Genomic DNA, 25,075 nt, shown 5'->3' on the forward strand with positions numbered 1-25,075 from the left:
TCGGGCACGGTGGCACCGACCGGCGGACGGGCGGAGTCAAGGATAGCGAGCGATCAGCGGGCCGTGTGCTCCGGGAACCGGCAGATCTTCGCGAACTCCTCGGCGTCCAGGCTCGCCCCGCCCACCAGGGCCCCGTCCACGTCCGGCTTGGCCATGATCGCCGCCACGTTGGAGGACTTCACCGAGCCGCCGTAGAGGATCCGGACCACGTCGGCGGTGTCCTGACCGAAGTTCTCGGCCAGCCGCCGGCGCACCTCGCCGCAGACCTCCTGGGCGTCCTCCGGCGTCGCGGTCTTGCCGGTGCCGATCGCCCAGACCGGTTCGTACGCGACCACGACCTGCTTGACCTGGTCGGCGGAGAGCCCCTTCAGGGCGCCGTCGAGCTGGTCGGAGCAGTGCGCCACGTGGGTGCCCTGCTCCCGGACGTCCAGCCCCTCCCCCACACAGAGGATCGGGGTGAGGCCGTGGGTCAGCGCCGCCTGCACCTTGGCGCCCACCAGCGCGTCGTCCTCGTGGTGGTACGCACGCCGCTCCGAGTGGCCGACCACGACGTACGTGCAGCCCAGCTTCGCCAGCATCGCGCCGGAGATGTCCCCGGTGTACGCGCCCGACGCGTGCGGCGAGAGGTCCTGCGCGCCGTAGCCGATGAGCAGCTTGTCCCCGTCCACGGCGGTCTGCACCGTCCGCAGGTCGGTGTACGGCGGCAGGACCACCGTCTCCACATCGGTGAGCTGCTTCTCGGTGAGGCTCGCCGCCAGCTTCTGCACCAGCAGGTTGGCCTCGAGGTGGTTCAGGTTCATCTTCCAGTTGCCGGCCATCAACGGCCGGCGGGTGGTGCTCGCCATTCAGTTCTCCAAGGCCGCGATGCCGGGGAGGGTCTTGCCCTCCAGGTATTCCAGGGAGGCGCCACCACCGGTGGAGATGTGCCCGAAACTCGACTCGTCCAGCCCGAGCACGCGGATGGCCGCCGCCGAGTCACCGCCACCGACGACGCTGAACGCGTCGGACTCGGCGATCGCCTCGGCGACACCGCGGGTGCCGTTCGCGAAGGCCGGCATCTCGAACACGCCCATCGGGCCGTTCCAGAAGATCGTCCGAGCGTTCCCCGGATCTCCGCAGGCGGAGGTCTTCAGGGCGGCGGCGAAGCCGGCCACCGTCTCCGGGCCGATGTCCAGCCCGACCCGGTGGCTCGGGATACCGTCGGCGCGAAAGACCTCGTGCTCGGCGTCGGGGGCGAAGGCGGTCGCCGCCACCACGTCGACCGGGAGCATGATCTTGCCCGGCTCGCGCTCCATCAGGTTGCGGCAGGTGTCCACCATGTCCTTCTCCAGCAGCGAGGTGCCGACCTCGTGCCCCTGGGCCTTCAGGAAGGTGAAGCACATGCCGCCACCGATCAGCAGCCGGTCCACCGTCGGCAGCAGCGCCTCGATGACCGCCAGCTTGTCGGAGACCTTCGACCCGCCGAGCACCACCACGTACGGGCGGTCCGGCTCACTGGTCAGCCTGGACAGCACCTCCACCTCGCGCAGCACCAGCCGGCCCGCGACGTGCGGCAGCCGCGCCGGCACGTCGTAGACGCTGGCGTGCTTGCGGTGCACGGCACCGAACGCGTCGTCCACGTAGGCGTCGCCGAAGGCGGCGAGCTGGTCGGCGAAGGCGCCCCGCTCGGCGTCGTCCTTGCTGGTCTCCCCCTTGTTGAAGCGGAGGTTCTCCAGCAGGGCGACCTGGCCGTCGGCCAGAGCCTCCACGGTGGACCGCGCCGAGTCGCCCACGGTGTCCTCGGCGAAGTGCACCGGCGCGCCGAGCAGCTCACCGAGCCGCCCGGCGACCGGGCGGAGACTGAACTGCGGGTCCGGCGCGCCCTTCGGGCGGCCCAGGTGCGAGCAGACGACCACCTTCGCGCCCGCGTCCACCAGCGCCTTCAGCGTCGGCAGCACCGCGCGGATGCGCCCGTCGTCCGTGATCTCACCCGTCTGCTTGTCGAGCGGGACGTTCAGGTCGGCGCGCACCAGCACGCGCCGACCCGACACCCCCTCGCCGAGCAGGTCGTCGAGGGTACGAATCCCACTCACAGGGACTGACCCACCAGCTTGACCAGGTCGACCAGGCGGTTCGAGTAGCCCCACTCGTTGTCGTACCAGCCGACCACCTTGACCTGGTTGCCGACGACCTTGGTCAGCGGCGCGTCGAAGATGCACGAGGCCGGGTCGGTGACGATGTCGGCGGACACGATCGGGTCCTCGTTGTAGGTCAGGTAACCCTTGAGCGGTCCCTCCGCGGCGGCCTTCAGCGCGGCGTTGACCTCGTCCACCGTGGTTTCCCGGTTGACGTTGACGGTCAGGTCGGTGGCGGAGCCGGTCGGGATCGGCACCCGCAGCGCGTAGCCGTCCAGCTTGCCCTTCAGGTCCGGCAGCACCAGGCCGATCGCCTTGGCCGCGCCGGTCGAGGTGGGCACGATGTTCAGCGCGGCGGCCCGGGCCCGACGCAGGTCCGAGTGCGGCGCGTCCTGGAGGTTCTGGTCCTGGGTGTACGCGTGGATCGTGGTCATCAGACCGTGCTGGATGCCGAACGTGTCGTGCAGGACCTTCGCCATCGGGGCGAGGCAGTTGGTGGTGCAGGACGCGTTCGAGATGATGGTGTGCTTGGCCGGGTCGTACTGGTCGTGGTTCACGCCCATCACGACCGTGACGTCCTCGTTCTTCGCCGGCGCGGAGATGATGACCTTCTTGGCCCCGCCGTCGACGTGTGCCTTCGCCTTGGTGGCGTCGGTGAAGAAACCGGTGGACTCGATGACGACGTCCGCGCCGACCTCGCCCCACGGCAGCTTCGACGGGTCCTTCTCCGCGTACGCCTTGATGGTCTTGCCGCCGACGGTGATCTCGTCGGCGGTGGCCTTCACCTCGTGCGGGAGGCGGCCCAGGATGCTGTCGTACTTGAGCAGGTGGGCGAGCGTCGCGTTGTCGGTCAGGTCGTTGACGGCCACGACCTCGATGTCCGCGCCGGACGCCAGCACGGCCCGGAAGAAGTTACGGCCGATGCGGCCGAAGCCGTTGATGCCAACCCGGATGGTCACAGGTCCCATCTCCTCGCGTTCTGGTCCGCCGGCATAAGACCCGGGCCGGCGGAGGTGTGTGCGCCGACCGTTGGAGCCGGCCGTTGACGGTTCATCTCGGCCACCCCGCCGCGGTCTCGAAGGACCGGACCGCCCGAGGCGGTGAACACGGCGAGGATGCCTGTGCCGGCCCCCTTGCCGTACGTCGTGACCTTAGCCGAGCGGGCGGCGCCGCACCGCGCCGGGGCAAGATCCGGTTCGCGTCGCGGGACACCACGGCATGGCGGAGGACGCGCGCTCGCCGCGCTCGCTCGGGTCCTCCGGCCGCCACCGTCCCATCAGACCACGAGCATGTCGGGCGTGACGGCCGCTTCGGTATCCGGGATGCCCAGGTCCCGGGCCCGCTTGTCGGCCAGCGCCAGCAGCCGCCGGATCCGGCCGGCGATGGCGTCCTTGGTCAACGGCGGGTCGGCCAGGGCCCCCAGCTCCTCCAGGGAGGCCTGCCGGTGCTCCAGCCGCAGCCGGCCGGCGTCGGTGAGGTGGTTCGGCGCCTCGTCGGCGAGGATCTCCAACGCGCGGGTGACCCGGGCCGCGGCGGCCACCGCCGCGCGCGCCGAGCGGCGCAGGTTCGCGTCGTCGAAGTTGGCCAGCCGGTTGGCGGTGGCCCGTACCTCACGGCGCACCCGGCGCTCCTCCCACGCCAGCACGCTGGAGTGCGCGCCGACCCGGGTGAGCAGGGCGGCGATCGCGTCACCGTCCTTGACCACCACCCGGTCCACCCCGCGCACCTCGCGGTTCTTCGCGGTGATGCCGATCCGGCGGGCCGCGCCGACCAGGGCCAGCGCCGACTCCGGGCCGGGGCAGGTTATCTCCAGGGCGCTGGACCGGCCCGGCTCGGTCAGCGAGCCGTGCGCCATGAACGCGCCCCGCCACGCGGACACCGCGCAGCAGACGTTCGCCGCGACCACGTGCGGGGGCAGCCCACGCACCGGTCGGCCCCGCACGTCCAGCAGGCCGGTCTGCCGGGCCAGCGCCTCGCCGTCCTTCACCACCCGGACGATGAAGTGGCTGCCCTTGCGCAGGCCGCCGGAGGCCAGCACGTGTATCTCACTGGGGTACCCGTAGACCTCCGCGATCTCCCGGCGCAGCCGTCGGGCCACCGCGCCGGTGTCCAGCTCCGCCTCCACCACCACGCGGCCGGAGACGATGTGCAACCCGCCGGCGAACCGCAGCAGCGCCGCCATCTCCGCCCGCCGGCAGCAGGGCTTGGGCACGTCGACCCGGCTCAGCTCGTCCTTGACCGCCGCCGTCATCGCCATTGTGCGTCCCCTCACGGACCGGTTCCGGCGTGTCGCCGGAGATTACGTACGTGTCTAACGATCGGCACCCAGGACCGGCACCAGTGCGGCGCCGAGGGCGGCCGGATCATGACGGGGAGTGCCGTCGATGACCGCGACAGGGGCGAGGACCAGCCGGGCACCCAGCGATTCTGCCGCACGTTCGACCGGATCGGGGTCACCGACCGCCTTCGAATCCGCCAGCACGAAGTCGGCCTCCAGCGCCGGCAGGTACCAGCGCAGCGCCGCCAGGTGGTCGGCGACCGACAGGCCCAGGGTCTCCTTCTCGGCCGCGAGGTTCAGCGTGACCAGCCGGCGGGCCGGGCTGGTCACGATCGCGTCGGCCAGCTCGGGCACCAGCAGGTGCGGCAGGACGCTGGTGTACCAGCTGCCCGGCCCGAAGATCAGCCAGTCGGCCGCGCCGACCGCCTCCACCGCCTGCGGGCAGGCCGCCGGGGTCTCCGGGTTCAGCCGCAGCGACTCCACCCGTCCGGTGGTCACCGCCACCTGGTGCTGCCCGGTGACCGTCCGGACCTCGTCCGGCCGGTCCGGGTCGGCGCCGCGTACCCGGGCCTCGATCCCGACCGGCTGGCAGGACATCGGCAGCACCCGGCCGACCGTGCCCAGCATCGCGCCGGCGTGCTCCAGGGCCGCCACCGGGTCGCCGAGCAGCTCCATCAGGCCGCAGAGCACGAGGTTGCCGACCGCGTGCCCGGTCAGGCCGTCCCGGTCGTGGAGCAGCCCGTCCGCGCCGCGCCCGTCGCCGGCCGGGGCCGCGACGCCGCCGGCGACCGGTATGCCCGCGCGGGCCGGGGTGACGAACCGGTGCTGGAACAGCCCGGCGCTGCGCCGGGTCTGCGGATGGTCACCGGCGAGCGCGACGAGCGCCTGCCGCAGGTCGCCCGGGGGCAGGCCACCCCGCTCCGCGCGCAGCCGGCCGCTGGACCCGCCGTCGTCACCGACGGTGACCACCGCCGTGATGTCCAGGTCGAGTTCCGGGGCGCAGCGCCGCAGCGCGCGCAGCGAGGCGGAGAGCCCGTGCCCTCCCCCGAAGGCGACCACTTTCGTCGCCGTCATTCCCGCCCCAGGTCCCGGTGCTGCGCGTTCGCGGCCAGGCCGGACTGCCGCAACCGGCCGGCCAACTCCTCGGCGATGGCCACGCTGCGGTGCTTGCCACCGGTGCAGCCGACCGCCACGGTCAGGTAGCGCTTGCCCTCCCGCTCGAAACCGGAGGTGGTGGCGCCGACCAGGTCCGCGTACGACGTCACGAACGCCTCCGCGCCCTCCTGGCCCAGCACGTACGAGCTGACCGCCTCCTCCCGCCCGGTGTGCTCCCGCAGCTCGGGCACCCAGTACGGGTTGGGCAGGAAACGGGCGTCGAGCACGAAGTCCGCGTCCGGCGGCAGGCCGTACTTGAAGCCGAACGACAGCACGGTGACCCGCAGCCGGCGGGCGTCCTCGCCGCCGAACAGCTCCTCGACGCGGCGCCGCAGCTGGTTGACGTTCAGGTGACTGGTGTCGATGATCACGTCGGCCTGGTCGCGGGCCTCCTCCAGCAGGCCGCGCTCGACGGCGATGCCGTCGGCCAGCCGCCCGTCACCCTGCAACGGGTGCGACCGCCGGACGCTCTCGAACCGGCGGATGAGCACCTCGTCGTCGGCGTCGACGAAGACCACCCGGGGCGAGAATCCGCGCTCCTTCAGCTCCCGGATCGCGCCGGCCAGGTCGGTGGAGAACGCCCGGGACCGCACGTCCAGCACCATCGCCGTACGCCGGGCCGCACCGCCGGCCTTGTAGGCCAGCTCCGCCATGTCGAGCATGAGCGCCTGCGGCAGGTTGTCCACCACGTAGAACCCGACGTTCTCCAGTGCCCGGGCGACCGTGCTGCGACCGCCGCCGGACAGACCGGTGACCACCACCAGGGTGGTGTCCGCCTCCGTCGGCGCCGGCTGACCGCCGACGATGCCGTGCCGGTCCTCGCCCGTACCCGCCTCGCTCACCCACTACCCCCAAGCCGTGGCCCGCGGGCCGTTCCCGGCCGCGCATGGTCAGTCGCCGACTCTAACGGCTGGGACCGGGGTCGGGATTCCACGGGTGACCGCCGGAACACCGTTCGTCCGGTCCGCGGCCGGGCCCCCGCCGGACCGGTCGTGCTCCCGACAGCCCGGAAGCCTTGATGACGATCAGTGACCCTCAATACCATTTACGTGATCACCGCAGCTCAGCGGGGAGATACGGAGGGCGCCATGCACGATCTGGCGGACAAGAACAAGTACGTCGGGTTCCTCTTCATGCGGATCAGTCCTGAGTACTTCGCCCTCGGCCGGGAGGGTATCCACGAGGTCTCCGCGGAACACGCCCGGGATCTGGGCCGATTCGCCAAGCAGCTCACCCACGTGGTCTGCACCGGGGTCAACGGAAAGTACGACCAGGTCACCATGGTCGAGGCCGACACCCTGGAGGAGATCAACGCGGCGGCGACCGCGTTCCGGATGGGCGGCAAGGCCCGCTACATCGAGATCGTCGACATCGTGGTCGGGATGAAGGCCCCGCCGCGCGGTCTGGCGAACCGGTCGACCCAGGCGGCGTGACCGGCGCACACCACGCCTCGGGGGAGCCCGGCGGCATCCCGGGCGCGGTGGGCCGGCCCGCGCCCGGGACCGCGTGTCCGGCGCGACCTGTCCGGCGCCGCGGCCTGTGCGGCGCGACCGACCGCCTCCGGCGCGGTCCCGGTGGAGGTGTCGGGGCGGGTCTCTAGAATCCTCCGATGACCTCCACCACCGACGTGCGGATCTCGGCGGCCGAGCAGGTGCTGCGCCGCGTCTTCGGCTACGACGCCTTCCGCGGTTTCCAGCAGGAGGTCGTGGACCACGTGGTCGACGGCGGCGACGCGCTGGTGCTGATGCCCACCGGTGGCGGCAAGTCGCTCTGCTATCAGATCCCCGCCCTGGTCCGGGACGGCGTGGCGGTGGTCGTCTCCCCGCTGATCGCGCTCATGCAGGACCAGGTCGACGCGCTGACCGCCGTCGGGGTGCGGGCCGGTTTCCTCAACTCGACGCAGGACCTCGCCGCCCGGCGTACGGTCGAGGCCGCCTTCCTCGCCGGCGAGCTGGACCTGCTCTACCTGGCACCGGAGGCGCTGGCCAGCCGGACCACCCTGCACCTGCTGGACCGGGGCCGGATCGGGCTCTTCGCGATCGACGAGGCGCACTGCGTGTCGCAGTGGGGCCACGACTTCCGCCCCGACTACCTCAACCTGTCGATGCTGCACGAGCGGTGGCCGGGTGTGCCCCGCATCGCGCTCACCGCGACCGCGACCAGCGCCACCCGCACCGAGATCGCCACCCGGCTGCGCCTGACCGAGGCGCGGCACTTCGTGGCCAGCTTCGACCGACCCAACATCCAGTACCGGATCGTGCCCAAGCGGGAGCCGCGCAAGCAACTGCTCGCCCTGCTGCGCGACGAGCACCCCGGCGACGCCGGCATCGTCTACTGCCTGTCCCGGGCCTCGGTGGAGAAGACCGCCGAGTTCCTGGTGGCCAACGGCGTACCCGCCCTGCCTTACCACGCCGGCCTGGACGCGACCACCCGCGCCACCCACCAGCAGCGGTTCCTCCGGGAGGACGGTCTGGTCATGGTGGCGACGATCGCGTTCGGCATGGGCATCGACAAGCCGGACGTACGCTTCGTCGCCCACCTCGACCTGCCGAAGTCGGTCGAGGGCTACTACCAGGAGACCGGCCGCGCCGGGCGGGACGGCCTGCCGTCGACGGCCTGGCTGGCGTACGGGCTCCAGGACGTGGTGCAGCAGCGGAAGATGATCGAGACGTCCGAGGGCGACCTGGCCCACCGTCGCAACCTCGCCGCCCACCTCGACGCCATGCTGGCCCTCTGCGAGACGGTCCGCTGCCGCCGCGCGCAGCTCCTGGAATACTTCGGGCAGCCGGGCGGCACCGCCTGCGGCAACTGCGACACCTGCCTCAACCCGCCGGAGTCCTGGGACGGCACGGTCGCCGCGCAGAAACTGCTCTCCACCGTCTACCGGCTCGACCGCGAGCGCAACCAGCGCTTCGGTGCCGGGCAGTGCATCGACATCCTGCTCGGCCGCACCACGGACAAGGTCACCCAGCACCGCCACGACGCGTTGACGGTGTTCGGCATCGGCACCGAGCTGGGCGAGGCCGAGTGGCGCGGCGTGGTCCGCCAGCTACTGGCCGAGGGCCTGCTGGCCGTCGAGGGCGACTACGGCACGCTGGTCCTCACCGACACCAGCGCCGAGGTGCTGGGACGGCGGCGCACGGTGATGCTGCGACGGGAGCCGGAGCGGCCCGCGTCGACCCGCTCGTCGAAGCCGCGCGGCGCGGCCACCGTGGTGGCGGAGCTGGACCCGGCGGCGACCGCCGTCTTCGAGCGGCTCCGCGCCTGGCGGGCGACCACCGCCAAGGAGCAGGGCGTGCCGGCCTACGTCATCTTCCACGACGCGACGCTGCGGCAGATCGCCACCGACGCGCCGGGCACGCTGGACGGGCTGTCCCGGGTCAGCGGGGTCGGCGAGAACAAGCTCGCCAGGTACGGCGAGCAGATCCTCGCCGTCCTCACCGACGCCTGACCCACTCCCCACCCCACGCGGCGCGCCCCCTCACCACGCGCACGTCCCGACGCCAGCTCCCCCGCGCCACGGCCGGTGCGCTACGACGTGCCGCACCCGGCCGCGCCCCAGATCCGCGGAAATCGGGGAGGTGCTGCCTCCCGAGCGGCCGAGGCAGCACTTTCCCCGACGGTGCCGCCTCACCGCAGGCGAGGCGGGACGAAACCGGGCGGGCGGGTGCGGGGGCGGGCCGGCTTCAGTCGGTGGGCGGGGTCTTCGACTCTCCGTCCAGGGCGGCGAGAATCGCCGCCGCGGTCTGCTTGCCGACGCCCGGCACCTCGGTGATCTCCTCCACCGTCGCGGCCGAGAGCCGCTTGAGCGAACCGAAGTGTCGCAGCAGCGCCTTGCGCCGCACCTCGCCCAGCCCGGGCACGGTGTCCAGCGCCGAGGCGGTCATCCGCTTGGAGCGGCGCTGCCGGTGGAAGGTGATGGCGAAGCGGTGCGCCTCGTCGCGTACGCGTTGCAGCAGGTAGAGCCCCTCGGAGGTGCGCGGCAGGATGACCGGGAACTCGTCGTCGGGCAGCCACACCTCCTCCAGCCGCTTGGCCAGGCCGCAGAGGGCCACGTCGTCGATGCCCAGGTCCGCGAGGGCCTGCGCGGCGGCGGCCACCTGCGGCGCGCCGCCGTCCACCACCACCAACTGCGGCGGATAGGCGAACCGGCGTGGCCGCCCGGTGGCCGGGTCGATCAGCACACCCACCCGGGGCTCGTCGTCGGCCTGCCCTGCCGGTGCGTCCGGTTCGTCGGCCGCCTCCACGCCCACCTCACCGGTCTCGGCCCGCGCGTCCAGGTAGCGGGCGAAGCGGCGACGGAGCACCTCGGCCATCGCGGAGAGGTCGTCGGTGGCCCCCCGGATGATGAACCGCCGGTACTCGCTCTTGCGGGGCAGCCCGTCCTCGAAGACGACCATGCTGGCCACCACGTCGGTGCCCTGGATCTGCGAGATGTCGAAGCACTCGATGCGCAGCGGGGACGTCGGCATGCCGAGCGCCTCGCTGATCTCGTCGAGCGCGCGGCCCCGGGTGGTCAGGTCGCCGGCGCGCTTGAGCTTGTGCCGGGCGAGGGCGTCCTTGGCGTTCCGCTCCACCGTCTCCAGCAGGGCCCGCTTGTCGCCGCGCTGCGGCACCCGCAGGGCCACCCGGCTGCCCCGATGGCCGGACAGCCAGTCGGCGAGCGCGTCGGAGTCGGCGGGCAGCTCGGGTACCAGCAGCTCGCGGGGCACGTCCGCCTCGCCGTGCTCGCCGCCGTAGACCTGGGTGCAGAAGTGGTGCACCAGGTCACCGATGGTCAGGTCCTCGGTCTTCTCGACCACCCAGCCCCGCTGGCCCCGGACCCGGCCGTCCCGCACGTGGAACACCTGGACGGCCGCCTCCAGGGGATCGTCGGCGAACGCCACCACGTCGGCGTCGGTGCCGTCGCCGAGCACCACCGTCTGCTTCTCCATGGCCCGACGCATCGCCGCCACGTCGTCGCGCAACCGGGCCGCCCGCTCGAACTCCAGCTGCTCGCTGGCCTCGGTCATCTCCCGCTCCAGCCGCCGCACCATCACGTCGGTGCGGCCGCCCATGAAGTCGCAGAAGCCGTCGACGATACGCCGGTGCTCCTCCGCCGACACGGTGCCCACGCAGGGTGCGGAGCACTTGCCGATGTAGCCCAGCAGGCACGGCCGACCGACCTGCCCGGCCCGCTTGAAGACCCCGGCCGAGCAGGTGCGCGCCGGGAAGACCCGGAGCAGCAGGTCGAGCGTCTCGCGGATCGCCCAGGCATGCGAGTAGGGCCCGAAATAGCGCACGCCCTTGCGCTTCGCCCCGCGCATCACCTGCAGCCGGGGGAACTCCTCGTCCAGCGTCACGGCCAGGTAGGGGTAGGACTTGTCGTCCCGGTAGCGGACGTTGAAGCGGGGGTCGTACTGCTTGATCCAGGTGAACTCCTGCTGGAGGGCCTCCACCTCGGTGGCGACCGACATCCAGTCCACCGACTCGGCGGTGAGGACCATCTGCCGGGTGCGCTGGTGCAGGTTGACCGGGTCGGCGAAGTAGGAGTTGAGCCGGCTGCGCAGGTTCTTCGCCTTGCCGACGTAGATCACGCGGCCGGTGCCGTCCCGGAAGCGGTAGACCCCCGGAGACTCCGGAATGGTGCCGGTCGCGGGACGGTAGGTCGAGGGGTCAGCCACGCCCACAAGCCTAGTCCGCGCCCCCGACACGCCCCGGCCACCGACCGCCCCGGACCGGGGCGCCCCCCCGCCACCGACCCGGCCTGGACCGGTCACCGACCCGGACCGGCCCCGACCGGGCGGGCCCGGCCGGGCGCGGCAGGGGCGGACGCGGACGGGTCAGGCCAGCGAGATCTGGTCGCCGGTGACCTTGACCTCCTTGACGGGCAGCGGCTTGGTCGCCGGGCCGGTCTTGACCGAACCGTCCTCGATCGAGAACTTGCTGCCGTGACAGGTGCAGTTGATCGTGCCGCCGTCGACGTTCGACACCGGGCAGTTCTGGTGGGTGCAGATCGGGTCGAAGCCCTTGAACTGACCGGCGGTCGGCTGGGTGATCACCACACCCTGAGCGGCGAGGACCACTCCCCCGCCGACCGGGACGTCGGTGGTCCGGACCAGGGACTGGGCGTTCTCACGGTCGCCGCCCCCGGCGTCACCGGTGCTCGGCACCGCCGGACCACCGCTGGTCGGCGCCGATCCGTCGCCCGAGTCGTCGCCACCGCAGGCGGCCAGCACGACCGCCGCACCGACGGCGCCCGCGCCGGTGAGCAGCGCGCGGCGGGTCTGCGTGCCCGGTCCGGTTACCACCTGGTCGTCACTCATGCCTGGCCTCTCTCTCGGCTGCCGCCGTCGGTCATGATCCGCGGCCACACTCGGGTACACGGACCACTGTGCCCGACGGTTCATCCGATCGGCGACCAACCACCGGCTCCGGCGACCGACCGGGTCACCGGCCGGCCCCGGTGGGGACGGGACCGGCCGTCGACGCTCGCGCACCCCAGCGGGGACGAGACCGGCCCTCGACGCTCGCGCGCTCCGGCCCGGGCACCCGGCCGGTCGGCGGGGTCAGCGGGCGCCGACCGGCATCTTCCGGGCCGTACGCGACTTCGTGCCGTTGGCCTTGGCGGCGCGGGAGGTGGCCGCGGCGGCGCCCTTCGGCTCGCCGTCGAGCTTGAGCGCCTGGCGCAGGAACTGGCCGGTGTGGCTCTCGGCGACCTCGGCGACCTCCTCGGGGGTGCCGGTGGCGAGCACCGTCCCGCCACGGTGACCGCCCTCGGGACCCATGTCGATGAGCCAGTCCGCCGTCTTGATCACATCGAGGTTGTGCTCGATGGTGATGACCGTGTTGCCCTTGTCCACCAGGCCCTCGAGCACCATCAGCAGCTTGCGGATGTCCTCGAAGTGCAGGCCGGTGGTCGGCTCGTCGAGCACGTAGACGGTCCGGCCGGTGGAGCGCTTCTGCAACTCGGAGGCGAGCTTGACCCGCTGCGCCTCGCCGCCGGACAGGGTGGGTGCCGGCTGGCCGAGCCGCACGTAGCCGAGACCGACGTCGACCAGGGTCTTCAGGTGCCGGTGGATGGCCGGGATCGCCGAGAAGAACTCGGCGGCGTCCTCGATCGGCATCTCCAGCACGTCCGAGACGGTCTTGCCCTTGTAGTGAACCTCCAGGGTCTCCCGGTTGTAACGGGCGCCCTTGCAGACCTCGCAGGGGACGTAGACGTCCGGCAGGAAGTTCATCTCGATCTTGATCGTGCCGTCACCCGAGCACGCCTCGCACCGTCCGCCCTTGACGTTGAACGAGAACCGGCCCGGACCGTAGCCCCGCACCTTGGCCTCGGTGGTCTCGGCGAAGAGCTTGCGGACGTGGTCCCAGACGCCGGTGTAGGTGGCCGGGTTGGACCGGGGCGTACGACCGATCGGCGACTGGTCGACACCGACGACCTTGTCCACGTGTTCCAGGCCGGAGACCCGGGTGTGCCGGCCGGGCACCAGCCGGGCGCCGTTGATCTGGTTGGCGAGCACCGCGTGCAGGATGTCGTTGACCAGGGTCGACTTGCCCGAGCCGCTGACCCCGGTGACCGCGATGAGCTGCCCGAGCGGGAAGCCGACGGTGAGGTTGCGCAGGTTGTGCTCCCGCGCGCCGTGCACCACCAGCTCACGGTCGGGAGTCCGCGGTCGGCGCCGGGTCGGCGTGGGGATGACCTTCCGCCCGGCCAGGTAGGCCCCGGTCACCGACTCCTTGTTCTTCAACAGCGCCGGCACCGACCCGCTGTGCACGATCCGACCGCCGTGCTCGCCGGCGCCGGGACCGATGTCGACGATCCAGTCGGCGACCCGGATGGTGTCCTCGTCGTGCTCGACGACGATCAGCGTGTTGCCCAGCCCGCGCAGGCGGATCAGGGTCTCGATCAGCCGGTGGTTGTCGCGCTGGTGCAGGCCGATGGACGGCTCGTCGAGCACGTAGAGCACACCGACGAGGCCGGAACCGATCTGGGTGGCCAGCCGGATGCGCTGCGCCTCGCCGCCGGACAGGGTGCCGGCCGGGCGGTCTAGGGAGAGGTAGTCCAGGCCGACGTCGAGCAGGAACCTCAGCCGGGCGTTGATCTCCTTGAGGACCCGCTCGGCGATCATCTTCTGCCGGTCGGTCAGCTCGATGCCGGCGAGCAGGTCGGCGGCCTCGCCGACGGAGAGGTTGCAGACCTCGGCGATGCTCCGGCCGGCCAGGGTGACCGCGAGCACCTCGGGCTTGAGCCGGGCGCCGCCGCAGGCCGCACAGGGCACGTCACGCATGTAGCCCTCGTACTTGTCCCGCGACCACTCCGACTCGGTGTCGGAGTGCCGCCGCTCGATCCACTGCACCACGCCCTCGAAGCCGGTGTAGTAGGAGCGCTCGCGGCCGTACTTGTTGCGGTAGCGCACGTGCACCTGGTCGTCGGAGCCGTGCAGGATCGTCTTCTGCGCCCGCGACGGCAGTGCCCGCCACGGGGTGTCGACGTCGAAGTGCTGGCTCGCACCGAGTGCCTCCAGCAGGCGCAGGAAGTATTCCAGGTTGTGCCCGGTGGCCCAGGGCTGGATCGCGCCCTCGCGCAGGGTGCGCTCCGGGTCGGGGACGAGCAGCTCCGGGTCGACCTCCTTCTTGGTGCCCAGGCCGGTGCACTCCGGGCAGGCGCCGTACGGCGCGTTGAAGGAGAAGACCCGGGGCTCCAGGTCCTCGATCGCCAGCGGGTGGTCGTTGGGGCAGGCCAGGTGCTCGGAGTAGCGCCGCTCCCGCTCCGGGTCGTCCTCGGCGAGGTCGACGAAGTCGAGCAGGACCAGGCCGCCGGAGAGCCCGAGCGCGGCCTCCACCGAGTCGGTCAGCCGCTGCTTGGCGGTGGCCTTGACGGTCAGCCGGTCGATGACCACCTCGATGGTGTGCTTCTCCTGCTTCTTGAGCTTGGGCGGCTCGGTGAGCGGGTGCACCACGCCGTCGACCCGGGCCCGGGCGTAGCCCTTGGCCTGGAGTTCGGCGAACAGGTCGACGTATTCGCCCTTGCGGCCCCGGACCACCGGCGCCAGCACCATGAACTTCGTGCCCTCGGCCATCGCCAGGACCCGGTCGACGATCTGCTGCGGGCTCTGCTTGGAGATCCGCTCCCCGCAGACCGGGCAGTGCGGCTCGCCGATGCGGGCGAAGAGCAGCCGGAGGTAGTCGTAGACCTCGGTGATCGTGCCCACCGTCGAGCGCGGGTTGCGCGAGGTGGACTTCTGGTCGATGGAGACCGCGGGGCTGAGGCCCTCGATGAAGTCGACGTCGGGCTTGTCCATCTGACCGAGGAACTGCCGGGCGTACGACGACAGGGACTCGACGTAACGCCGCTGGCCCTCGGCGAAGATCGTGTCGAAGGCCAGGCTCGACTTGCCCGACCCGGAGAGCCCGGTGAAGACGATCAGGGCGTCCCGGGGCAGGTCGAGACTGACGTCACGCAGGTTGTGCTCGCGCGCGCCACGGATGATCAGTCGGTCGGCCACTGTCCGTGTACTCCCGGAAGAAGAAGATGAGGAGGATCTGTCCGCTCTGAGCTGGTCTGAGCGGTGGTGCGGGCGCGGAGAATGCGCCTCGGCAACTCTAGCCCCGAGGTACGACACTTTCCCTCGCCCGCACATTCCCCCAGCTCGGCCCGGTGGGGGTGGCCCCCGGACCGGGGTCGACTCCTCAGAATCCCCCGGGGCCCGGCGGCGACGACGGACGGGCTGTCCGTCGCCGACCACCTCGCCATCCGCCCCGCCGCTCGGCGGCCGTTCGGGTCTCCCGGCGCCGGCTCTCGTAGGCCACCTCGCGCTGCAACCGCCGCCAGCTCTCCCAGCGGCGGTGCGCCAGCTCACCGGACTCCAGGGCGTCGGCCACCGCGCAGGCCGGCTCGCCGTCGTGCGCGCAGTCGGCGTACCGGCAGCCGGTGGCGAGGTCGGCGATGTCGGCGAAGGCCCGGTCCAGGCCCGCCGAACCGTCCAGCAGGCCGACCGCCCGTACGCCCGGGGTGTCCAGCACCGCGCCCCCGCCGGGCACCGCGACCAGCGCGCGGAACGTGGTGGTGTGCCGGCCCTTGCCGTCGGACCGGCGGATCGCCTGGGTGGGCATCACCACCGCGCCGGCGAGGGCGTTGACCAGGCTCGACTTGCCCGCGCCGGACGGGCCGAGCAGGCCGAGCGTGCGGCCCGGCGCCACCTCGGCACGCAGCGGGTCGAGCCCGGTGCCGTGCTCGGCGCTGACCGGCAGCACCGGTACGCCGGGGGCGACGGCGGCCACCTGGCGGGCGATCGCGTCCGGGTCGGCCGCCAGGTCGGACTTGGTCAGCACGACCAGCGGCCGGGCCCCGGACTCGTGGGCCAGGGACAACAGGCGCTCGATCCGGCCCACGTCCGGCTCCGGGTGCACCGGTTCCACCACGGCGGCGGCGTCCAGGTTGGCGGCCAGCACTTGGCCGCTGGCGTCCTTGCCGGCGGTACGGCGGATCAACGCGGTGCGGCGGGGCAGCACCGCCTCGACGGTCACCCGCCCGTCCGGCCAGGTGCCGACCAGCACCCAGTCGCCCGCGCAGGGCAGGCAGGTCGCGTCGCGGGCGGCGGCGGCCAGCACCGCGCCGCCCACGGTGGCCCGGACCGGGCCGGACGCGCAGAGCACCGTGCAGACGCCCCGGTCCACCCGGGCCACCCGGCCCGGACGGTGGTCGCTGCGCCGAAGGTGTCGCTCCGCCCGGTCGGCGTCCCAGCCGAGGGCGGTCAGATCGATGGTCATGGCATCCTCATCGGTACGGGTGACGGGTGGTCCACGCGTGCTGCCACCGGCATGTCCACCACCTCCTCCGACCTCGGCGCCGCGTTACCGCCGAACGGTGCCACGCGCGGCGGCACACCGAAAAGCGATTTCCCCACGGCACCGGACCGGCGGCGATTCTCCGGCGACGCCGGAGCCCGCGGGCGGCTAGGGTCGACCCGTGACCGCCGACCCCCTGCTGTTGACCGGCGAGGTGGCCGACGCCACGGCCCGCCTGCTGCGGACCGCCGCGACCTTCGACGAGGCCGATCTCACCGCCGCGTCACTGCTGCCCGGCTGGACCCGGGGACACGTGCTGGCCCACGTCGCCCGCAACGCCGACGGGTTCGTCAACCTGCTCGTCTCCGCCCGCACCGGCCGGGCCGTGCCGATGTACGCCGGCGCGGCGGAGCGTACCGCCGACATCGCGGCCGGCGCGGTGCGTCCGCCGGCCGCGCAGCTGGACGACCTGCGGCGTTCCGCCGACCGGTTCGACGAGGCGGTGGCCGCGATGCCGGTCGACGCCTGGAGCGCCACCGTGCAGGCCCGGCGCGGGCCGTGGCCGGCCGCGATGCTGGTCTGGGGCCGGCTGCGCGAGGTGGAGGTGCACCACGTCGACCTGGCTGCCGGCTACCGGCCGGCGGACTGGTCGGAGGCGTTCGGGCACCGGTTGCTGCACGAGGTCGCCACCGGCCTCGCCGGACGCCCGGAGACGCCCCCGATGGTGCTGCGGTTCGACGGCAGCCGCCACGAGCTGGTCGTGGGCGACCGGGAGCGGGCGCCCACGATCGCCGGCCCCGCACCGGAACTCGCGGCCTGGCTGATCGGTCGCGGCCCCGGCACCGTGCTGACCGTCACCCCCGACGGCCCGCTGCCCGACCCACCGGAATGGATATAGACAGCCCATGACCTACAGCGGAGACGTCACGCCCGGCGGTGCGCCGGCCGTGCGCGAGCTCGAACGACTCACCATCACGAAGATCTCGGTGGGTCCGATGGACAACAACGCCTACCTGCTGCGCTGCCACGCCACCGGCGAGCAGGTGCTGATCGACGCGGCCAACGAGGCGCCCCGCCTGCTGGACCTGGTGGGCGACGCCGGACTGCGCACGGTGGTCACCACCCACCAGCACATGGACCACTGGGTCGCGCTGGAGGAGGTCGTCGCCAAGACCGGCGCCCGGGCGCTGGTGCACCCCGACGACGCCGCCGGCCTGCCGATCGCGGCGCAGCCGGTCGCCGAGGGCGACACCGTGCCGGTGGGCGACTGCGCCCTGGAGGTCGTGCACATCAAGGGGCACACGCCCGGCTCGATCGCCCTGCTCTACCGCGACCCGGACGGCGCGCCGCACCTCTTCACCGGCGACAGCCTCTTCCCCGGCGGCGTGGGCAACACCGACCAGGACCCGGAGCGCTTCGCCGCGCTGATCGACGACGTGGAGCACAAGCTCTTCGACCGCCTGCCGGACGAGACCTGGTTCTACCCGGGGCACGGCAAGGACGGCACCCTCGGAACGGAGCGCCCGTCGCTGCCCCAGTGGCGCGCCCGGGGCTGGTGAAACCCCGACGGCGCCGGGCGGTGACCCGCCCGGCGCCGTCCCCCGGCCCCCGTCCCCGGGGTCCCCGTGCCCCCGGTCCCCGTGTCCCCCCGGGCCGGTCAGCCGGCGCCGGTCATCATGCCGAGCCGGCGCCGCGTCCCCATCAGCACCGCGCCGGCGAGCAGCAGGCCGACCGCCATGGTGACCAGCATCGGGCTGGGGTCGCCGGGCAGCAGGCCGGCCAGCGACCGCGACGCGGTGCCCAGCACCAGGTAGAGACCGGCCCAGGCCGCCGCGCCCCCGGTCGCGCAGACCAGGAACCGCCGGTACGACATCCGCAGCCCGCCCGCCGCCAGCGGCAGCAGCGCGTTGAACACCGGCAGGAAGGGCGCCACCAGCACCATCCGGCCCCCGCCCTGCCGCAGGATCCCCTCCGCCGCCGTCCACCGCGCCTCGCCGATCCAGTCCCCGATCCGGCTGCGCCGAAGGTGGTCACCCCACCGCCGGCCGACCAGGAAGCTCAGCGACCAGCCGGCGAGACAACCCCCGACCACCGAGGCGAACGTGGCCGCGCCGGTGGCCGCCCCGCCGACCCCCACCGCCGCCAGGATCGCCACGTCCCCGGGCACCAGCACCCCGAGCAGCGGTACGGCGTCGAAGAGCATGACCACCCCGAGCACCCCCATCAGCAGCACGAGGGGTAGCTCTCCGACCTGCGACAGCGCGTCCACCATGCTCCGTACGCTATGGCCGGCGGGGCCCCACCCGCATCGGGTCCGATCCCCCACCGTGCCCTGGCCACGGACTAGGGGTGGTCCCTGAGAAGCACCGGCGCGGGGCGCAGCACCTGCACCCGACGCAGCGGGGTGTCGACGGCGGGTTCGGTGGTGGGCACCGGGTAGTCGGCGACCACCGCCAGGCCGCCGGGGGGCAGGTGCCCCCGCCCCGGATCGCCGAGCAGCACGTCGGCCCCCGCGGCGGCGGCGCGGTGCAGGAAGGGCAGCATCCGCGCGGCCAGTCCACGGCTGTAGAGCACGTCACCGGCCACCAGCAGGTCCACCCCGACGGGGTCGGAGTCGAGCAGGTCGCCGCCCCGGGAGACGACCGACACGTGGTTGGCCTGGGCGTTGACGGTGACCGCCGCGACCGCGTACGGGTCGATGTCGTTGGCGACCACCTGCGCGGCGCCGGCCAGCGCGGCGGCGATCGCGACCAGGCCGGAGCCGGCGGCCAGGTCGAGCACCCGACGACCGGCGACCAGGTCGGGGTGGTCCAGCAGGTACCGGGCGAGGGCCTGGCCGCCGGCCCAGACCGAGGCCCAGTACGGCGGTGGGAGTCGCCGGCCGGCATGTGCCTCCATCCGGGCCCACCACAGGATGGCGTCCTCGGCCAGGTACAGCCGGACCTCGGGGACGAACGGGGTCGGCACCAGGCAGAGCCGGTCCAGACCGGCGCCGGGCGCGCCGATCTCCCGCTCCAGGTCGGCCAGGGCGGCCGCGGCACCTCTCACCGGGGCAAGCATGCCCCAGCGGAAGGGCCACCATGCCGCTTTCCGGCCGTCGGAACCGGAGAGTTCACCGCAACGCCTGCGGCACTTCGCCCCGCAGATCGGGGTTCGGGCGGTTAGGGTCGGGGAGGTACAGGGCGATCATCGGCCGTGGGGCCGGGGGTCACCCGCATTGAACAGGGAGAGAGCATGGCAACCGGCACGGTCAAGTGGTTCAACGCGGAAAAGGGCTTCGGCTTCATCGAGCAGGACGGCGGAGGGCCGGACGTCTTCGTCCACTACTCGGCCATCTCGATGAGTGGTTACCGGGAGCTGAACGAGGGCCAGAAGGTCGAGTTCGAGGTGACCCAGGGGCAGAAGGGTCCGCAGGCGGACAACGTACGGGCTGCGTGACCCGTGCCGGTGGCGGCGGCCGGGGACGGCCGCCGCCGCTGCGCATCCCGGTCGCGCTCAGGTCGCGGTCGCCGCGAGTGGCAGGTCCCGCCGCCGCCGCAGCGGTCCGATCAGCAGGATCAGGGGTGTCACCGCGAGCCACCCGGTCATGACCAGGATCGCCGGGCGGGTGCCCAGGAGCCCCGCGAGCGCGCCCGCGCTCAGCGCGGCCAGCGGGATCGTGCCGTAGTTGAGCAGCTGCATGCTCACCGTGATCCGGCCGAGCAGCCGGCGCGGTGGGTAGGTCTGGCGGAAGGTCGACTTCACGACGTTGCCCACCGCGACCCCGAAACTGACCAGCGACCCGCCGAGCGGCGCCCAGAACCACTGGCCGCCGGTGTCGGTGAGCGGCACCAGCAGCGCCGGCGGCCCGGTGAGGGCCGCCGCGATCAGCATCGCCCGTGCCGTGCCGTACCGCCGCCCGATGCGGGTGGCCAGCACCGCGCCGGCCACGCCGCCGAGACTCGCCGCCGCGACCACGAGCCCGACCGCGCCCGGTGCCAGTCCCACCTCGCGGACGAGAAAGACGACCAGCAGCGCCTGGTAGCCGGTCAGCCCGATGTTGGCGGCCGCGCCGGACGCGGTCAGCACCCGCAGGTACGGGTCGCGGGCGACGAACCCGAGCCCCTCGGCGATCTCCCGGCGCAGCGACGGCCGCCCGGCGGCGGCCGGCGGTCGCTCGACGGTGCGGATGCGGCGCAGGCAGAGGGCGGAGACCAGGAAGCTCACCACGTCGAGCAGCAGGGCGGACACCGCGCCGACGAGCTGGGCGACGAGGCCGGCGATGCCGGGACCGAGCACGTAGCTCGCCGTACGGGTGGCGGTCAAGCCCGCGTTGCCCGCCGCCAGCCGCTCGGGTGGGAGCAGCGACGGCAGGTAGACCTGGCCGGCGGTCTCGAAGAAGACCCGCGCGAGCCCGGCGGCGAGGGCCACCGCCAGCAGGTGTCCGATGGTGAGCACGCCGAGCACGGCGGCGACCGGGACGGTGAGGAAGAGCGCCGCGGCGATCAGGTCGCACAGGATCATCAGCGGTCGGCGGCGCAACCGGTCCACCCAGGCCCCGGCCGGCAGCCCGACCAGCAGCCAGGGTAGCCAGGCCGCGGCGGTGAGCACCGTGACCTGGAGAACGGTCGCGTCCAGGACGGTCACCGCCACCAGCGGCAGGGCCACCGCGGTCACGTTGCTGCCGACGTTGCTCGCGGTGTCTCCCAGCCACAGCAGGCGGAAGTCGCGGTGTCGCCACAGCCCGTCGCCGGTGGAGTCGGTGGCCGCGTTGGGCGCTCCGCCCCGTGCGGCGGCCCCCGGCACGTCGGGCTTGACGGTGACCGCGGGTCCGCGGGTGGGCCCGCTCACGGGCGGGCCGGAACGCCGTGGGCGAACACGAACACCGGCTCCCGACGGCGCCCGTCGTCGGAGATCGCGCGGTCGGCCCAGCGGGCCAGCAGGTCGTTGAGCTGCCCGCTCAGCTCGGCCAGTTCCTCCGGGGTCAGGTGGAGCCAGCGGTCGGTGGAGAACGGCGCGTCGGCCCATCTGGCGTGCGCGTCGTCGTCGGCCTCCCACCAGGCTCGGGCGAGCGCCGCGTGCCGGTCCAGGTTGAGCGAGGAGGCGGCGTCGGCCACCGCGCGGGCCGCCGGGTCGTGGTCGAAGTCCGCGTTGGACCAGCGCACTCCCCGGTTGACCAGCCGCCACCAGCGCTCCCGCCGGTCACGGGCGAGTTCGGGCGCCTCGGTGACGAGGTCGGCGGCGGCGAGCACCTTCATGTGGTGGCTGACGTTGGCCGGCGCGTGCCCGGTCTGCTCGGCGAGCGTGCCGACCGGGCACGGCCCGTTCACTTTGAGCGTGTCCATCAGCCGGCGGCGCAGCGGGTGCGCCAGCGCGGCGAGCACGCGGGTGTCGGTGACGGCGCGGACCTCTGGTGGCTCCATGTCGCCAGCCTGCCATCCGCAACAGCAGTTGCGCAATGACTATTGCGCAACTGCTGTTGTCCGATGCGGTCAGGCGACCAGGCGGGCGGCCAGTTCGTCGGCGACCTGCGCGGCCATCGCCGCCGGAATCGCCGCCGCGACGGCCTCGGGGGTGAGGGTGGCGAGGATGCCCGAGACGATCGCCTGCTCGTCGGTGAAGTCCTTGCTGGACAGGGCGGTCACCTGCGTGGCCAGGGCGGGAAATGACTGCGCCATGCCCAGCATCCGGCCCAGCGGCGAGGTGGCCGCCGGCGGCCTGACCAGACCCGGCGTGCCGACCGGCGTCACCAGCCAGTTCCGCAGGTTCTGCAGGTCCGCGAGCACGTCGCCGACCGTGCGGTCCGGGTAGCCGGTGTCCTTGATGAGCTTGTCCGTCTGTTCCATGTCGTCCTCCGGTGCCGGTGGGGTGATCAGGCCGATGGTGGTGAGGTAACGGCGGAACAGCGGGGTCTGGTCCCGGCCCGCCTTGATCGAGTCGCGGAAGAAGCTGAAGTGGGTGTGCCAGAGGTGGGAGTCGTCCCCGCTGGAGCGACGGCGCAACCGGTCCCACCGCCGGACGACCCGGCCGTCCGGGGAGTAGATGATCTCCCGAAGATCGCGGCTGTCCGGGGTGTCGGCGACACACTGCGCCACGCACCAGGTGGAGAAGCTGTAGAGGTCGTGCGTCCGGCCACCCGAGCGGACCTCGAAGAGGCCGACGTCCAGACCCGCGGCGTCCAGGGTCAGGCCGGACGAGTCCCGGGTGGACTCGACGACGGAGTAGTCGTTGGTCACCACCCGGTCGGATCCGCAGTGGTAGCCGCCCCGGTGGGCGGAGTCCCCCACGATGCCGACCTCGGCCGGTTCGAGGTCGTCGTCCCGTACCGTGTCGGGGTCGATGTTGAGGTGGTCGAGGAGTAGGCGGCGGACGGCCATCAGGTTTGCCGGTGCCCGCGTCATGGGTGTTCCCCCTTGCGATGATGGGGGTCGGGCACGTCGGTGACACCGCGTACGCGGTGTGGGAACCTCACGTGCGGCCCGGCCGATTGGTGCGAAGTGTCGGGCCTAGCACCACGATAGCCCCGAATATCGAAGAATGCCCAGCTCAGGGCCGCTATTCTTGGCTGGGAAGAAACTGGGTGTCAGAGCTGACGACCGGCAGGACCACAACGGACGGTCGATCTGGATCGTGCAGGATCTCCCGCCAACCCGCACGCAGCGTGACAGCGGCACCGAGAGGTTCGCCCGTTCCCGGGTTGCGCGCGTACCGCGGATGGGCGCCACCGCTCACCTGCACGCGCAACCGGTGCCCGCGCCGGAACCGGTGGGCGACCGGCCACAGCTCCACCGGCACCCGGACCACCCCGTCGGCGCTCGGGAACCGTCCGGGGGTGACCCGGACCAGGCCGTCGCACACGTTCCACGAGCGGCCGCGCCGGTCCACGTCGCACAGTCGCACGAAGACGTCCAGGTGGGACAGTTCGCTGCGGACGTGGATCTCCGCGTGCGCCGGCCCGATCACCTCGATCGCCTCGCGCAGCGGCGCACCGGTCCAGACGACCACGTCGGGCCGGGCCTCCACCGCGCGGTTGTCCACCGGGCCGGCCCGCTGGGCGACCAGCAGCGGGCCACCCAGCGACGGGGTGGGGTCGGCCGGGTCGTACCAGAACCGGTCGGGTGGGGACGCCACCGCACCGGCCGTGCTCAGCTCGCCGCCGCCGCGCAGGTGCCAGCGGGTCGGCGTGTGCGGCGGCGGCCAGTCCGGCAGGTCCCGCCATCCGCCGCCGCCGACGTGCACCCGTACCGGGGCGACACGGCGCGCCGGCGTGCCGGCGAGATGCGTGTCGAGATGGTCCAGGCCCTCCCGCAGCGCCGCGACGAAGAGCCCCGGACTGCCGTGCGTCCACGGGCCGACGGTGAGCCGGGGCCGGGCACCGGCCGCCCGCAGCGCCGCGTAGTCGCGCAACTGGGCCGGCAGGAAGATGTCGTGCCAGCCACCGACCAGGGCCACCGGCGCGCGGACGTCGGCGATGCGGTCGGAGAAGACCCGGGTACGCCAGTAGTCCGCCTCGGGCGTGTGGTGCCGCAACCACTCCTGGAAGAACGGGACGGTGACCCCGGTGGCGACCCGGTCCGCCTCGGCCAACGGCAGGTGGGCCAGGGCGGCGGCGAGCCGGGGCTGACCCCGCTTGAGTTCCCACTGCCGGGCCAGCCACGGCACGGTCTGCGCCTGGAGCAGTTCGGCCCAGGTGAGCACGGTGTCCAGCGCGAAGGACTCCCCCGCGTACGTGGAGTCCCGGGTCCCGGAGGCGGTCACCACGGCGACCATCGCGCGCAGTTCGTCGGCCGCGTCGGCGGCCAGCGCCCACTGCACGAAGCCCTGGTAGCTGGCGCCGAACATGGCGAACGCGCCGGACCACCAGGGCTGGCGGCGCAGCCAGTCCAGCGTGTCCAGCCCGTCGTCGCGCTCGTGCACCAGCGGGTCGAAGGTCCCGCCCGAGCCACCGGTGCCCCGGCAGGACTGGATCACCACGTGGTGACCCCGCTCGGCGAACAGGCGACCCAGCAGCCGCATCGGCCCGCCCCGCCCGTACGGCGTGCGGATCAGCACCGCCGGCGCGCCGGGCAGGGCCGGTGCGTGGTGGTCGGCGCGCAGCGTCACCCCGTCGCGGACCCGCAGCGGAATGTCCCGGGTGAGAGTTACCCGCCCGGTCACCGCCGGCGGCAGGCCCAGGGCGGCGGTGGCGAGCCGGGCGGCCAGCCGGTCGAGCACGGCGGTCAGCCCGCCGTCCGTCGGGGCGGTTCGGGGCGGGCGGCCCGCACCGCGTCCCGGTGTTCCCGCATCGAGTCACCCATCGCCGCCATGAAACGGTGCACCGTCTCCAACTCGTCGTCGTCGAACCGGCTCATCACGTCGTCGGTCCGGCGGCCGAGCGGCCGGAAGAAGTCCATCGCCAGAGCCGCCCCGCGCTCGGCGTAGTGCAGGAAGACCTTGCGCCGGTCGGCGGTGTCCCGGTCCCGCCGGATGTGGCCACCGCGTTCCAGCCGGTCGATCAGGGCGGTCACCGAACCGGAGGAGAGGTTGAGCTGCGCGCCGAGGCGGCCGGGGGTCATCGGTTCCCCGTAGAGCTCGGCGTCCATGACCGCGATCAGCGCGTGCAGGTCGGTGGGGTTGAGGCCGTGCAGACCGGCGAAGGCGTGGCCGATGTGCTGGGCGTCGACCGAGTAGCGCCGCAGCTGCGCGGTGATCTCCGCGACCAACTGCTCCCGGCGCGTGTCGCGCCTGCGGTACATGCCGTGGCCTGTCACGTCCCGTCGCTTCCTCCCGCCGCGCC

At 73.0% G+C, this 25,075-nt stretch carries 22 protein-coding genes; 5 read left to right on the forward strand and 17 right to left on the reverse strand.

Annotated elements, in window-relative coordinates:
- Positions 1–53: 53 nt before the first annotated feature.
- The 6 genes from tpiA to rapZ form a co-directional block, all read right to left on the reverse strand.
- Positions 54–845 carry a triose-phosphate isomerase gene (gene tpiA, locus D7223_RS33175; protein ID WP_120724332.1) on the reverse strand — a complete coding sequence of 264 codons (792 nt, stop codon included), beginning with the start codon at positions 843–845 and terminating at the stop codon, positions 54–56.
- A complete protein-coding gene (locus D7223_RS33180) occupies positions 846–2,063 on the reverse strand; it encodes a phosphoglycerate kinase (protein ID WP_120725664.1) in 1,218 nt (405 codons plus the stop codon). It abuts the gene before it with no gap.
- A 5-nt stretch (positions 2,064–2,068) separates the two neighbouring features.
- Positions 2,069–3,073, reverse strand: a complete 1,005-nt coding sequence (gap, locus tag D7223_RS02535; protein WP_120724334.1) for a type I glyceraldehyde-3-phosphate dehydrogenase — start codon at positions 3,071–3,073, stop codon at positions 2,069–2,071.
- A 317-nt stretch (positions 3,074–3,390) separates the two neighbouring features.
- Positions 3,391–4,371 (reverse strand): DNA-binding protein WhiA, encoded by a 981-nt coding sequence (gene whiA, locus D7223_RS02540; RefSeq protein WP_120724336.1) that lies wholly within the window; start codon positions 4,369–4,371, stop codon positions 3,391–3,393.
- Positions 4,372–4,425: 54 nt separating this feature from the next.
- Positions 4,426–5,466: a gluconeogenesis factor YvcK family protein gene (locus tag D7223_RS02545; protein WP_120724338.1), complete on the reverse strand. Its 1,041-nt coding sequence runs from the start codon at positions 5,464–5,466 to the stop codon at positions 4,426–4,428.
- Complete coding sequence (gene rapZ, locus D7223_RS02550) at positions 5,463–6,389, reverse strand: RNase adapter RapZ (protein ID WP_420330286.1); 927 nt, start codon at positions 6,387–6,389, stop codon at positions 5,463–5,465. Before rapZ ends, D7223_RS02545 begins: the two co-directional genes overlap by 4 nt.
- A 246-nt stretch (positions 6,390–6,635) precedes the next feature.
- Between rapZ and D7223_RS02555 the strand changes: the two genes are divergently transcribed.
- Both D7223_RS02555 and recQ read left to right on the forward strand, forming a co-directional pair.
- Complete coding sequence (locus tag D7223_RS02555) at positions 6,636–6,980, forward strand: hypothetical protein (RefSeq protein WP_120724340.1); 345 nt, start codon at positions 6,636–6,638, stop codon at positions 6,978–6,980.
- Positions 6,981–7,156: 176 nt separating this feature from the next.
- Positions 7,157–8,998, forward strand: coding sequence for a DNA helicase RecQ (gene recQ / locus D7223_RS02560; protein WP_120724342.1), 1,842 nt, complete (start codon positions 7,157–7,159; stop codon positions 8,996–8,998).
- Between the two features lie 235 nt (positions 8,999–9,233).
- On the opposite strand, the gene uvrC is transcribed toward recQ, so the two are convergent.
- The 4 genes from uvrC to rsgA all read right to left on the reverse strand — a co-directional run bounded on the left by uvrC (position 9,234) and on the right by rsgA (position 16,302).
- Positions 9,234–11,210, reverse strand: a complete 1,977-nt coding sequence (gene uvrC, locus D7223_RS02565; protein WP_120725668.1) for an excinuclease ABC subunit UvrC — start codon at positions 11,208–11,210, stop codon at positions 9,234–9,236.
- A gap of 159 nt (positions 11,211–11,369) precedes the next feature.
- Positions 11,370–11,852 carry a Rieske (2Fe-2S) protein gene (locus tag D7223_RS02570; RefSeq protein ID WP_120724344.1) on the reverse strand — a complete coding sequence of 161 codons (483 nt, stop codon included), beginning with the start codon at positions 11,850–11,852 and terminating at the stop codon, positions 11,370–11,372.
- 243 nt (positions 11,853–12,095) lie between these two features.
- Positions 12,096–15,038, reverse strand: coding sequence for an excinuclease ABC subunit UvrA (uvrA, locus tag D7223_RS02575; RefSeq protein WP_120724346.1), 2,943 nt, complete (start codon positions 15,036–15,038; stop codon positions 12,096–12,098).
- Positions 15,039–15,222: 184 nt separating this feature from the next.
- The gene (gene rsgA, locus D7223_RS02580) at positions 15,223–16,302 is read right to left on the reverse strand and encodes a ribosome small subunit-dependent GTPase A (protein ID WP_120724348.1); all 1,080 of its coding nucleotides are present in this window, start codon (positions 16,300–16,302) and stop codon (positions 15,223–15,225) included.
- 199 nt (positions 16,303–16,501) lie between these two features.
- On the opposite strand from rsgA, the gene D7223_RS02585 reads away from it, so the two are divergent.
- Together D7223_RS02585 and D7223_RS02590 are read left to right on the forward strand one after the other, a co-directional pair.
- Positions 16,502–17,218 (forward strand): maleylpyruvate isomerase family mycothiol-dependent enzyme, encoded by a 717-nt coding sequence (locus D7223_RS02585; RefSeq protein ID WP_120724350.1) that lies wholly within the window; start codon positions 16,502–16,504, stop codon positions 17,216–17,218.
- Positions 17,219–17,225: 7 nt separating this feature from the next.
- On the forward strand, positions 17,226–17,879 hold the full coding sequence (locus D7223_RS02590) for an MBL fold metallo-hydrolase (RefSeq protein WP_120724352.1): 654 nt from the start codon (positions 17,226–17,228) through the stop codon (positions 17,877–17,879).
- Between the two features lie 98 nt (positions 17,880–17,977).
- On the opposite strand, the gene D7223_RS02595 is transcribed toward D7223_RS02590, so the two are convergent.
- Both D7223_RS02595 and D7223_RS02600 read right to left on the reverse strand, forming a co-directional pair.
- The gene (locus D7223_RS02595) at positions 17,978–18,592 is read right to left on the reverse strand and encodes a DedA family protein (RefSeq protein ID WP_120724354.1); all 615 of its coding nucleotides are present in this window, start codon (positions 18,590–18,592) and stop codon (positions 17,978–17,980) included.
- A 71-nt stretch (positions 18,593–18,663) separates the two neighbouring features.
- The gene (locus tag D7223_RS02600) at positions 18,664–19,380 is read right to left on the reverse strand and encodes a class I SAM-dependent methyltransferase (RefSeq protein ID WP_420330287.1); all 717 of its coding nucleotides are present in this window, start codon (positions 19,378–19,380) and stop codon (positions 18,664–18,666) included.
- Between the two features lie 174 nt (positions 19,381–19,554).
- Here D7223_RS02600 and D7223_RS02605 point away from each other — a divergent pair, with 174 nt between their 5' ends.
- Complete coding sequence (locus D7223_RS02605) at positions 19,555–19,758, forward strand: cold-shock protein (RefSeq protein ID WP_120724359.1); 204 nt, start codon at positions 19,555–19,557, stop codon at positions 19,756–19,758.
- Between the two features lie 57 nt (positions 19,759–19,815).
- Here D7223_RS02605 and D7223_RS02610 read toward each other — a convergent pair whose 3' ends face one another.
- The 5 genes from D7223_RS02610 to D7223_RS02630 form a co-directional block, all read right to left on the reverse strand.
- Entirely contained in the window at positions 19,816–21,150 is a 1,335-nt protein-coding gene (locus D7223_RS02610) for an MFS transporter (protein ID WP_238161505.1), read from the reverse strand.
- A complete protein-coding gene (locus tag D7223_RS02615) occupies positions 21,147–21,722 on the reverse strand; it encodes an ArsR/SmtB family transcription factor (RefSeq protein ID WP_120724361.1) in 576 nt (191 codons plus the stop codon). The genes D7223_RS02610 and D7223_RS02615 overlap by 4 nt, the downstream gene beginning before the upstream one ends.
- A gap of 69 nt (positions 21,723–21,791) precedes the next feature.
- Entirely contained in the window at positions 21,792–22,700 is a 909-nt protein-coding gene (locus tag D7223_RS02620) for a hypothetical protein (protein ID WP_120724363.1), read from the reverse strand.
- Between the two features lie 154 nt (positions 22,701–22,854).
- A complete protein-coding gene (locus D7223_RS02625) occupies positions 22,855–24,513 on the reverse strand; it encodes a CocE/NonD family hydrolase (RefSeq protein ID WP_120724365.1) in 1,659 nt (552 codons plus the stop codon).
- A 5-nt stretch (positions 24,514–24,518) separates the two neighbouring features.
- On the reverse strand, positions 24,519–25,034 hold the full coding sequence (locus D7223_RS02630) for a MarR family winged helix-turn-helix transcriptional regulator (RefSeq protein WP_120724367.1): 516 nt from the start codon (positions 25,032–25,034) through the stop codon (positions 24,519–24,521).
- Between the last annotated feature and the right edge of the window lie 41 nt (positions 25,035–25,075).

Source organism: Micromonospora endolithica, assembly GCF_003626595.1.
GTDB lineage: Bacteria > Actinomycetota > Actinomycetes > Mycobacteriales > Micromonosporaceae > Micromonospora > Micromonospora endolithica.